This is a genomic window from Arthrobacter sp. Br18 (genome assembly GCF_000520555.1).
In the GTDB taxonomy this organism is placed as follows: domain Bacteria; phylum Actinomycetota; class Actinomycetes; order Actinomycetales; family Micrococcaceae; genus Arthrobacter_D.
This window is the reverse complement of sequence record NZ_AZSA01000251.1, coordinates 1-11,335: the sequence shown is the minus strand read 5'-3', so window position 1 is coordinate 11,335 and position 11,335 is coordinate 1. Positions and strand designations below refer to the sequence as shown.

9 protein-coding genes are annotated in these 11,335 nt (G+C 66.3%); 2 read left to right on the top strand and 7 right to left on the bottom strand.

The window, feature by feature from the left end:
- From Y704_RS0101285 to coaE, 3 genes are all read right to left on the bottom strand, one after another.
- Positions 1–901: hypothetical protein (locus Y704_RS0101285; protein WP_026548791.1), on the bottom strand; the 901-nt coding region annotated here is incomplete at its 3' end.
- 18 nt (positions 902–919) lie between these two features.
- Positions 920–2,995, bottom strand: a complete 2,076-nt coding sequence (gene uvrB, locus Y704_RS0101280) for an excinuclease ABC subunit UvrB (protein ID WP_026548790.1) — start codon at positions 2,993–2,995, stop codon at positions 920–922.
- Positions 2,996–3,004: 9 nt separating this feature from the next.
- Positions 3,005–4,009: a dephospho-CoA kinase gene (gene coaE / locus Y704_RS18045; RefSeq protein WP_051476576.1), complete on the bottom strand. Its 1,005-nt coding sequence runs from the start codon at positions 4,007–4,009 to the stop codon at positions 3,005–3,007.
- A gap of 105 nt (positions 4,010–4,114) precedes the next feature.
- On the opposite strand from coaE, the gene Y704_RS0101270 reads away from it, so the two are divergent.
- Positions 4,115–5,821, top strand: coding sequence for a RecQ family ATP-dependent DNA helicase (locus Y704_RS0101270; protein WP_026548789.1), 1,707 nt, complete (start codon positions 4,115–4,117; stop codon positions 5,819–5,821).
- On the opposite strand, the gene Y704_RS0101265 is transcribed toward Y704_RS0101270, so the two are convergent.
- Positions 5,818–6,156 carry a DUF8129 domain-containing protein gene (locus tag Y704_RS0101265; protein WP_026548788.1) on the bottom strand — a complete coding sequence of 113 codons (339 nt, stop codon included), beginning with the start codon at positions 6,154–6,156 and terminating at the stop codon, positions 5,818–5,820. The two genes, Y704_RS0101270 and Y704_RS0101265, sit on opposite strands and share 4 nt — an antisense overlap.
- A gap of 269 nt (positions 6,157–6,425) precedes the next feature.
- On the opposite strand from Y704_RS0101265, the gene Y704_RS0101260 reads away from it, so the two are divergent.
- Positions 6,426–7,556 (top strand): class I SAM-dependent methyltransferase, encoded by a 1,131-nt coding sequence (locus Y704_RS0101260; protein ID WP_026548787.1) that lies wholly within the window; start codon positions 6,426–6,428, stop codon positions 7,554–7,556.
- 194 nt (positions 7,557–7,750) lie between these two features.
- On the opposite strand, the gene rpsA is transcribed toward Y704_RS0101260, so the two are convergent.
- From rpsA to Y704_RS24270, 3 genes are all read right to left on the bottom strand, one after another.
- On the bottom strand, positions 7,751–9,226 hold the full coding sequence (gene rpsA / locus Y704_RS0101255) for a 30S ribosomal protein S1 (protein WP_026548786.1): 1,476 nt from the start codon (positions 9,224–9,226) through the stop codon (positions 7,751–7,753).
- A 220-nt stretch (positions 9,227–9,446) separates the two neighbouring features.
- Positions 9,447–10,763, bottom strand: a complete 1,317-nt coding sequence (locus Y704_RS0101250; protein WP_253904182.1) for a GNAT family N-acetyltransferase — start codon at positions 10,761–10,763, stop codon at positions 9,447–9,449.
- A 116-nt stretch (positions 10,764–10,879) separates the two neighbouring features.
- On the bottom strand, positions 10,880–11,335 hold a 456-nt coding region (locus Y704_RS24270; protein ID WP_026548784.1), incomplete at its 5' end, for a sortase.

Sequence of the window (11,335 nt, the reverse complement as noted above, 5' to 3'; positions counted from 1 at the left end):
GCAGGACACGCAGGCCGGCCTCCGCGCCGACCGGGGCAAGATCGAACAGCCGGACGAGGTAGCCGAGCAGGTTGTCGAGCACGAGGCGCACCAGCGCGTACACGGAGTGCATCAGCAGGAGCGCAGCGATCAGCAGGCCGCTCGCACCAGCGGCCGGCACCAGGGGACGCCGGCTGTGCCGCCCGCCCGCTGCGTGCAGCGCTATCGACACCAGCGGGAGGGTCAGCACCACGGCAAGGCTCGCCGCGATCCACAGTGCCATCGCGTCGAGCCTCGCTCCGTCTGCGCCCTCCGAGGACGGCCACCCCGAGTAGGCGAACTCACTCGGCGGCCGCCACGCGAGCGCAGCGCCCCCGGAGATGATCACCGCGCCGTGCACCAGGATCGTGACCGGCCCGCGGTGGGAGGTTCCCCTCTGCCGCCGGATCACCAGGAACCACTTGCCGGCAAGGAGCGCCAGGAGGACCGCCGTCGCCACGAGAGGAACAAGTCGGCCGGCCGCAGCCACGGCCGGCAGGGGAAGGTGGACCACCACCGTTTCAAGAAGCACCACGAGCCACGCCAGGGAACTGAGCGTCAGCACCAGCGAGCCGAGCTGCACCACCCACCAGGCACGCCCGGTGCGGCCCTCCCGTCCGTCGGTCATCCTGCCCGCGAGGTTGGCCAGCGTGAAGGGGAAGGCCAGGTACCACAGGAACCCCGTGCGCTTCCGGTTCGACCGGGACCAGTTGATGAGCCTCAACCGGTGGCGCGGCAGGATCGGCGCTTCGGCGACCTCCACCCACTGGTTGATCCGTGTCACCCGGGGGGTCGACAGACTGTTGAGGTACTCGACCTCCCCGATTCCGTGGACCCGGAGTTCGAGGAACGCGCTTTCATCAGCCGGCGGCTTCTCCGGCACCGGCTTCGTCTGCACCTTCTAGGCGTGCCCGGCGGACTGCATCTGGCGGAGTTCCTTCTTCAGATCCCCCACCTCGTCCCTCAGCCTGCCCGCCAGTTCGAACTGGAGCTCGGCCGCCGCGGCATGCATCTGGTCAGTGAGCTGCTGGATGAGGTCGGTCAGGTCCTCGGCCGGGACCGCTGCCAGTCCGTCATGCCGCACCGCCTTGCCGCGGGACTTCTTGCCCTTCGACGCCGCCTCCAGCAGGGCCCTGGTGTCGGCGTCCTCACGGTTGATGGTGTCAGTGATGTCGGCGATCCGCTTCCGCAGGGGGGTTGGATCGATACCGTGCTCGAGGTTATGGGCCACCTGGATCGCGCGCCGGCGGTTCGTTTCGTCGATGGCGTGGGCCATCGAGTCGGTGATCCGGTCTGCGTACATATGCACCTCACCGGAAACGTTGCGGGCTGCGCGGCCGATGGTCTGGATGAGCGAGGTGGAGCTGCGCAGGAATCCTTCCTTGTCCGCGTCGAGGATGCTGACGAGTGACACCTCGGGCAGGTCGAGGCCCTCACGCAGCAGATTGATGCCGACCAGGACGTCGAACGTGCCCATCCGCAGTTCGCGCAGCAGTTCGACGCGGCGCAGGGTGTCGACGTCGGAGTGGAGATACTCCACCTTCACCCCGTGTTCGAGCAGGTACCCCGTGAGGTCCTCCGACATGCGCTTGGTGAGCGTGGTCACGAGGACGCGCTCGTTGCGCTCCACCCGGGTGTGGATTTCACCGAGAAGGTCATCGATTTGGCCCTTGGTGGGCTTGACGACCACCTCGGGATCCACGAGACCCGTGGGGCGGATGATCTGCTGGACATAGCCGTCCCCCTTGGCGAGCTCGTACTTGCCGGGAGTGGCGGAGAGATACACCGTCTGGCCGATCCGGTCGAGGAACTCGTCCCACTTGAGCGGGCGGTTGTCCATGGCCGACGGCAGGCGGAACCCGTGGTCCACGAGGGTCCGCTTGCGGGACGCATCCCCCTCGTACATGGCGCCGATCTGCGGGATGGTGACGTGCGACTCGTCGACCACGAGCAGGAAGTCGTCAGGGAAGTAGTCGAGGAGGCAGTGGGGAGCGGAGGCGGTATCGCGGCCGTCGATGTGGCGTGAATAGTTCTCGATGCCGTTGCAGAACCCCATCTGCTCCATCATCTCGAGGTCGTAGGTCACGCGCATGCGCAGCCGCTGGGCCTCGACCAGCTTGTTCTGGGATTCGAATTCGGTGAGCCGCTGCTGCAGTTCGTCCTCGATGGCCTTGATCGCGCGCGACATGCGGTCCGGGCCGGCAACGTAGTGCGACGCAGGGAAGACGTACATCTCCTCTTCCTCGCGGATCACGTTCCCGGTCAGGGGGTCGAGGGTGTAGATGTTCTCGACTTCGTCGCCGAAGAATTCGATCCGGAGCGCGTGCTCCTCATACATGGGAATGATCTCGACGGTGTCGCCGCGCACCCGGAAAGTGCCGCGGTGGAAGTCCATGTCGTTGCGGGTGTACTGCATGCCCACGAACTGGCGCAGCAGTTCGTCTCGGTTCTTGTGCTGACCCCTGCGCAGCGTCACCATCTTGTTGATGTATTCCTCGGGAGTGCCGAGGCCGTAGATGCAGGACACGGTAGCCACCACGATGACGTCACGCCGGGTGAGGAGCGCATTGGTGGCGGAGTGCCTGAGCCGTTCCACTTCCTCGTTGATGGAGGAGTCCTTCTCGATGAAGGTGTCGGTCTGCGGTACGTACGCTTCGGGCTGGTAGTAGTCGTAGTAGGACACGAAGTATTCCACCGCGTTGTTCGGCAGAAGCTCCCGGAACTCGTTGGCGAGCTGCGCCGCGAGCGTCTTGTTCTGCACCATCACCAGCGTGGGGCGCTGGACCTGCTCGATCAGCCAGGCCGTCGTCGCGCTCTTGCCGGTGCCCGTCGCGCCCAGGAGGACCACGTCCTTCTCCCCGGCCTTGATCCGTTCGCTCAGCTCCGCGATCGCCGTGGGCTGGTCGCCCGCGGGGGTGTAGTCACTGATGACTTCGAAGGGAGCTACGACCCGCTTGATATCCTGCGCAAGACTCATGATTCAACGTTAGCCCCTGCCACTGACAATTCCGGGCCGCTTTGCTGGAGGCGGAACGACCACGAGGTGCAGGTCCGCGTGCCGGCCGGGATCCGCACTGGCATGGAGCCTTTCTCCCGAAGCGCCGTCGGTGGATCCCGCCGTCGCCGTCGTCGCTGCGGGTGGATAGCCGGCCGCGCCCAGGGAGACGGACACCGCGGGGAGATCGGCGCGGTGGTCGATCTCCACCAGGAAGTCGAGGACATCCACGGCAGCGGAGCCGGACACTGACGTCGGACCGATGTGTTCGACGCGCACGATGCGCTCATCGGCCACCAGCAGCCTCGCGCGGATTCGTTCCGCCTGCCCAACCCAGGCGGAATCGCTGGGAACCGGGTGCAGCGTCCAGCGGGCGGCAGGCCGCGCTGCAAGGAGGTTGCGGTTGAACGGGAGGAGCCGTGAGCGCCACAACTCCCGGATCATCTCCCGTGCGGCGTCCGGTGTGCCGGTGTTGTCCACAACGACGTCGGCCTGCCGGTTCCGCTCCGGCGTGGACGCCTGCGCGGCAATCCGCTCACGCGCGGCATGGTCGGTCATTCCTCGCTGGGAGACCATCCGCTGCACCCGCAGCTCCTCGGGAGCGTCGACGACGAGAACGAGGTGGAAGCGCGGCGCCTGACCCGTCTCGACGAGCAGTGGGATGTCCTCGACGATGATCGAGCCGGGTGAAGCCTCCGCGACCAGCCCGGCGGCCCGCTCCCGCACGCGGGGGTGGACGATCGAGTTCAGCTGCTCCCGTGCCGCGGCATCCCCGAACACCCGGCGGCCCAGGGCAGCGCGGTCGAGGGCACCGGTGGGAAGGAGCACCTGGGGCCCGAACGCCGCCATGATCTCCCGAAGGGCCGGCCTGCCGGGCTCCACGACCTCCCTGGCGATGGCATCGGCGTCGACCACCACCGCCCCCAGCTTCTCCAGCTCCCGTGCAGCCAGCGACTTTCCCGCGGCAATTCCTCCGGTCAACCCCACCCTGAGCATCTGCCCACCCTAACCCGTCACCCCTTTGTCAAACACCGATACCTCCTTTCCGGTCCTTTGCCGGCCCCCACGCTGGAAATTCATTGATCAGGGGAAAGGGACATCGTGAGCTGCTCGCTGCGCAACCTTGAGGAGACGGCGTCGTCGATCTTCGGCTGGAAGGAATTGCGTCCGGGTCAGCTGACCGCCATGGATGCCGTGGTCAACGGTCGCAGCGCCCTCTGCGTCATGCCCACCGGCTTCGGCAAGTCGGCGATCTACCAGGTGCCGGCAATGGTGCTGCCGGGCGTCGTCGTCGTCGTGTCGCCGCTCATCGCACAGCAGCACGACCAGGCCGAGGCGATCAACGAAAGCACGGGGACGCGGCGCGCGTACGTGATGAATTCCGACCTCAGCGATGCCGACCGGGAGGAGGCCTGGGCCGCTGCGTCCGACCCTGACGAGTCCCGGCGCGCCAAGTTCCTGTTCCTCGCGCCGGAGCAGACAGCACGCGACGACGTCGCCAAGAAGCTGCGCTCGCTCGACGTCTCCCTGCTGGTCATCGACGAGGCGCACTGCGTCTCGGCCTGGGGTCATGACTTCCGGCCCGACTACCTGCAGCTGGGCTCGCTCGTCAGGTCTCTGAACTGCCCCGCGCTGGCGCTGACCACGACGGCCTCCACACCGGTGCAGCAGGAGATCGCCGAAAGGCTCCGCGTCGAATCACCGCTGACCCTGGTGACGGGTTTCGACCGCCCGAACCTGTTCCTGCAGGTGGAACAGCACACCGATGCCGCATGGAAACGGAAGGCCGTCGTGGAACAGGTCCACCAGCTCCAGCTGCCCGGGCTCATCTACAGCGCCACGCGCAGGGCCGCGGAGCTCCTCGCGGCAGAGCTGTCCGACGCCGGCCTGCGCGCGGATTCCTACCACTCCGGCAGGCGCAAAAGCGACCGTGAGCAGGTCCACGCGGCATTCCTCGACGGAGGTCTCGACGTCGTCGTGGCCACCACCGCGTTCGGCATGGGAATCGACAAACCGAACGTGCGTTTCGTGCTGCACGAGAATGTCGCTGATTCCCTTGACAGCTACTACCAGGAGATCGGAAGGGCAGGCCGGGACGGGCTGGATGCCCTCGCGTGGCTGCACTACCGGCCGGAGGATCTGTCCCTGCGGCGCTTCTTCGCGGCCAAGTCAGCCGACCCCGCCGAGCTTGCGCAACTGTTCGCCGTTCTTCGGGCGCAGGACCGCCCAGTGACCGTCAAGGAGCTCCGGGATCTGTCGGGTCTCAGCCAGCGCAAACTCGCGGGGCTGCTCAACCTTCTGGAGCTGGCGGGCATGATCGAGGATGGAACCGGCGGGTACACGGCAGGTGACCATTCGACGAAAGCTGCCGTGCAGGCCGCCGTCGAGCAGGCCGAGCACCGCGAGCTGATCGACCAGTCCCGCGTGGAGATGATGCGGCGCTACGCCGAGACGAGGACCTGCCGGCGGCAGTTCCTGCTGGCCTTTTTCGGTGACGAGTTGGATGGTCCCTGTGGGAACTGCGACAACTGCGCAGGTGGCGTCTCTAAGGACGTCTCCAGCGTCTCCGGCGTCTCCGGCGTCTCCCATGGAGCGTCCGGTGGAGCGTCCGGCGATGCCGATTCCACGGACGCCGCGAAGTACCCGTATGCCCTGCAGTCGCGCGTTCAGCACAGCAAGTGGGGGCCGGGGGTGGTCATGGGCTATGAGGAGGGTACGGTGACCGTCCTCTTCGAGAGCGTGGGGTACCGAACACTATCGGTCGAACTGGTCGAGGAAAAGGGGCTTCTGGCGGAGGCGCCGGCCTAGCGGGGTTGGGCGGGATTGGTCGGGTCTCCCTGCGACGGCGGGTTGATCGGCGGGCCCGAGCTGGCCGGGGTAACCGGCGATCCGGAACGTGACTGGCTCACCTCCGGCATGCTGCTTGCAGCGTTGTCCGACAACGCGGCGCCGTCACGTACAGCCTGCAACCGCTGCTCGAGGACGAGCTTCACGGGAAGCCTGTCCCCGTGCTGCTGCTCGGATGACAGCAACACCCCGAGGGCGTTTTCGTCCAATCCTGTGATGCGGGTCGGAAGCGTTCTCAACGGAATGTGGTCGTAATCCGCCAGGGGCAGGTCGTTGTGCCGGGGAGACTGGTTCACGTGGTCCTCCTTGATGGGGCGTGCCTTCAGTTCCTGAAGCGTATGAAGCCGATTCCGCGGACGGCAAGCTCTTCCTTCCATGCTGTACAGGCATTGAAGCACCCCGACAGCTGAGCAGTTCCCCGGCCGTCTAGGATTGCAGGGATGACTGCTTCCCGGTGTACGGCAACCGCATATCCGACCGTCTTTGGCGGACGCCGCTTCGGGGTCGACTGCTTACGCTTCATTCCCGTGCCCGAGCCCGTTCTCGTCGGACGGCGGGTCGACCGGTGACTCGGTTCGACTTTTCACTCCTCACCCGCGCACCGGATGTCGAAGCTCCGAACCTCCAGGCCCACGACGCCGCAGACCGTCTGCTGCTTGACTCCTCCGCGGCCCGCCTGAGCCCGGATCCCAACGGTATCGTGACCATCGGTGACCGGTACGGTGCACTGACGCTCGGCGCCATCAGTAGATTCGGCGCCCGTGACCTCCGGGTACACCAGGATGCGCTGTCCCAGCAACGCGCCCTGGCCGTCAACGCCGCCCGGTTCGGGCTGCAGCAGGACTACTCCTCGCACGGCCTGGGACCTGAGCTGCTCCAGGGTGCCCGGACTGTGCTGCTCCAGCTTCCGCGGTCCCTCGACGCCCTGGACGAGATGGCCTGCGCGATCGTCTCGTTCGCCGGCAACGAGGTCGTCGTATTTGCGGGGGGTCGGGTCAAGCATATGAGTGTCAGCATGAACGGCGTCCTGGAGCGCTACTTCGGGACGGTAACGGCCGGGCTGGCGCGCCAGAAGGCGCGGGTGATCTGTGCATCCAGCCCCCTCGGCAGCCTCCCGTCCCGCTTCCCCGTCACCGCGTCGCACGACGTCGGGCTGGGCCGCGAGCTCGAATTGTACGCGTACGGCAGCACCTTCGGAGCGGCCGCCCTGGACGCGGGGACCCGTTTCCTCCTGCCATTCCTTGCCCAGGCGCGACCGGCGGATGAAGCCATCGACCTGGGCTGCGGCAACGGGGCGATCGCCGCCTACCTCGCCCTGCTCCGTCCATCCCTCCGCGTGATCGCTACTGACCAGTCGTCATCGGCTGTGGCCTCGGCGCTCCGGACGGTACAGGCGAACGGTGTCTCGGGACGTGTTCACGTGGTCCGGGACGACGCGTTGTCCGCACGGCCCGACGGCTCCGCGCAGCTGATCGTGCTGAATCCGCCGTTCCATATCGGCGGCACCATCCATACGGGGATCGCCCGCAAGCTGTTTGCCGACGCCGGCCGGGTGCTTGCTCCGGGCGGTGAGTTGTGGACGGTCTGGAACAGCCATTTGCAGTACCGACAGGCGCTCGCATCCCTCGTGGGCCCCACCCGTCAGGTCGCCCGCTCCCCGAGGTTCACGGTGACCTGCTCCACCCGCGACCGCTGACCTGAACCCGGATTCCGGACCCCGGACTCCGGCCCCGAACACTCATCGACTGCGCAGCACTTACCGCCCACAGCCGAAAAACCCGTCATTACTGCGCACTGGATGGATCCGGGGCGCGCCGCCCTACAAAACCCGACAAAAAGAGCCCCCACCGGACGGTGAGGGCTCTTCCTGATGCAACTAACGGCGGATGCTTACGCTCCGGTCAGCTTTTCGCGCAGTGCTGCGAGTGCCTCGTCGGACGCGAGCGTTCCCGAACCGGTGTCGGTGACAACCGGCTCCGAGGAGTAGCTCGTCGAGTTGGATGACTCGGCAGGCTCGGATGCCGCAGCGGCGTCGTCGGACGCGTGCTGCACAACCTGCTTCTTGTGCGACTCCCAGCGGGACTGGGCCTCGGCGTACTGGGCTTCCCAGGTAGCGCGCTGGGTCTCGTACCCTTCGAGCCACTCGTTGGACTCGGGGTCGAAGCCCTCGGGGTACTTGTAGTTGCCCTCTTCGTCGTACTCGGCAGCCATGCCGTACAGCGCCGGATCGAACTCGGTGCTGTCGGCGTCGACGCCCTCGTTGGCCTGCTTGAGGCTGAGGGAGATGCGGCGGCGCTCGAGGTCGATGTCGATGACCTTGACGAAGAGCTCGTCGCCGACCGAGACGACCTGCTCTGCCAGTTCAACGTGGCGCACTGCAAGCTCGGAGATGTGCACGAGGCCCTCGATGCCGTCTTCGACGCGGACGAACGCACCGAACGGAACAAGCTTCGTGACCTTGCCCGGGACAACCTGGCCCAGGGCGTGCGTCCGGGCGAAGGTCTGCCATGGATCCTCCTGGGTGGCCTTCAGCGACAGCGAAACGCGCTCGCGGTCCAGGTCGACCTCGAGAACCTCGACGGTGACTTCCTGGCCGACCTCGACAACCTCGGACGGGTGGTCGATGTGCTTCCAGGACAGCTCGGAGACGTGCACGAGTCCGTCGACGCCGCCGAGATCCACGAACGCACCGAAGTTGACGATCGAGGACACGACGCCCGGACGGACCTGGCCCTTCTCGAGCTTGTTGAGGAAGGTCGAGCGGACCTCGGACTGGGTCTGCTCGAGCCAGGCACGACGCGACAGCACAACGTTGTTGCGGTTCTTGTCGAGCTCGATGATCTTCGCTTCGATCTGCTGGCCGATGTACGGAGCCAGATCCCGCACGCGACGCATTTCCACCAGCGAAGCGGGCAGGAAGCCACGCAGACCGATGTCGAGGATGAGTCCACCCTTGACGACCTCGATGACGGTACCGGTGACGACGCCGTCTTCTTCCTTGACCTTCTCGATGTCGCCCCAGGCGCGCTCGTACTGAGCGCGCTTCTTGGACAGGATCAGACGGCCTTCTTTGTCTTCCTTGGTGAGGACCAAAGCTTCGACCTGGTCGCCCACGGAGACGACATCTCCGGGATCGACGTCGTGCTTGATGGACAGCTCACGGGAAGGGATGACACCCTCGGTCTTGTAACCGATGTCGAGCAGGACCTCATCGCGGTCGACCTTGACGACGGTACCTTCGACGAGATCTCCGTCGTTGAAGTACTTGATGGTGGCGTCGATGGCTGCGAGGAAGTCCTCAGCGGTACCGATGTCGTTGATCGCGACCTGCGGGGTACCTTGCTTCTCGGTGGTGGTGATGGTCATGTAGGTGGGGCTCCGTAGTGGAATATTTACTTAATCCGGACATTTCGACATGGCCGGAAGCGGACAGATTGGATAAAACCTGAAACGGCCTTATAGGTAGCGCGCGTCGGTTACCAGGACGAAGCCGGGCACCACGCAGCGCACTACGCGCCCGTTCAGTCTAGCTTCAGCGGGCAAGGCCAGTCAAAGCGGGGCAGGGCATGGGGACGCGGAAAAGTCCCTAGAAATGCGTGATGCAATGGGGGCCCACCGGCGCGGCGAACAGCTGGTCCAGAAGGACGACGACATCATCGGCGGCGGTCAGCCGGCCGGCCGCCGCGAGCACCGACGGCGCTACCCCGCCCAGGTACAGCGACCCGAGCGCGGCGACGTCGAGCGTGACATCGGGCGATGCCGCTGCGGCCACCCGCTCCACCACCGCCGCTCCGTTCACCACGGTCAGGACGTAGGTTCCCCCGACCAGGTCGAGGGTGTCGGTCACGTCAAGAACCAGCCGGCCGTCGCCGGAGTACGGCCGGGCCTCGAGCGCGGTCACGACGTCGAGGAGTCTCACCCACAGCACGTCCTCGGTTCCGGTGTGCCGATAGCAGCGCCGGTCGTGGAGCGCCCATGGCAGCGGGTCGTTCCCGGGTGCGCCACCCCAGGTGATGCGCTGCACCAGGTCGAGGTTCCCCAGGTAGCGCCACAGTTCGCGGTAGGCGGAGTCGGTGGATGCCACGAGGTCAACGATCTTCATGGTGTAGGGCTCGGTGTCCCAGCCCAGGAAACGATAGGAGACGTAACCCGCAGGTGTTCCGTCGTCGTCGTAGTGCACTGCCATCCGGACCGCCCTGTCCTCCACCGGCCGGTCACGCCCCCAGATCCCCGATGCTCGTCGGGGGTACGCGAACTGGCGTCCCACCGAGCCGGGAGTGCGGGCTTGGAACCGCTGGAAGATTTCCGCGCTCAGTGCGACCCCGTGCTCGGGCGCGATGAGCGTGGTGTGCCCGGTCGGGGGCGAGATGAGGGCGAACCGTTCGCGGACGTCGACCTCGACGCCGTACTCGAAGGTTGCGCAGCCGAAGCCGAACCTCCCGTAGATGGTCGCCTCGGATGCCGTCAGCACTGCGACGGCATGTCCGCGGCCCGCCGCTTCGGTGAGGTCGCGGGTGATCATGCCCCGGAGGATGCCCTTCCTGCGATGGCTCGCCTGGACCGTGACTGCAGTGATGAGATGGGCGTCGAGAATGCGGCCGCCGCCCACGTTGAGGCCGTTGACCATCGAGCCGTACGTCGCCACCGGCGCATCCACGCCGAGGGAGTGCTCGACCCTTGCGGAATCATGAACGCCCCACATCACGCGCCGGTCGGTGGAGAAGGCCTCGATGTAGGCGGGGAGGTCCCCCTCCTCGACGCGCGGATCATGGAACCCGGTGTTCTCGGCGTTCAGCCAGCGCGCGAACCTGCCCGCGCTCGTGGCGTCGTCGTCGGCCGCGACGGCGAAGATCCGGGTTTCGAGGGATGGATCGGATGGGACGTTCGGTGCAGATGTGCTCACGCTCATCCACACTAGACGGCCGTCCGGTACGGAACCACCACTGGGTAGCCCGGGCCTGCTCACGTGTCCGCGGAGCGGAAATCGTCGTCGTGTCTGTCGCGTTCGTCCGGGGATGCTCAGGAATCGGCTGGCGACGCGCTGACGACGACGTTCTTGCCCTGCGGATCCTCGGTGTAGCAACTGATGATGACGAGCCGGTTCGGCACGATGTTCCAGATCTCGCTGGTTTTCAGGGAGTCCTTATCGTGCGTGGTGATGGTGTCCACGACGTAGTCCAGCGTGCCCGTGTCCGTCGTCACGGTGATGGTGTCCCCCACCTCGGTGTCGGTACTGAACCGGTCGAACGGCGCTTCACGGCCCTCCCAGCTGTGACCGGTGATGTAGGTGGTGTTGGTGCTGCCTCCGCCGGGGGCGCCGTACGACGTCAGCCAGTAGCCGTCGTCGGTGAAGGGCGGCACGATTGACTGGCTTGCGAGGTCGGCGCCGGTAGGACTCAGCGCCAGAACTGCGACATCGATCCCGGCGGCGTCGACGGTAATCCGGCTGGGGGCGGCAGCAGCCGGTGCGGCAGG

What these genes read in the sequence shown, in the direction of transcription:
- uvrB (WP_026548790.1), bottom strand. Translation starts at nt 2,995, where the DNA reads ATGAGTCTTGCGCAGGATATCAAGCGGGTCGTAGCTCCCTTCGAAGTC.
- coaE (WP_051476576.1), bottom strand. Translation starts at nt 4,009, where the DNA reads ATGCTCAGGGTGGGGTTGACCGGAGGAATTGCCGCGGGAAAGTCGCTG.
- rpsA (WP_026548786.1), bottom strand. Translation starts at nt 9,226, where the DNA reads ATGACCATCACCACCACCGAGAAGCAAGGTACCCCGCAGGTCGCGATC.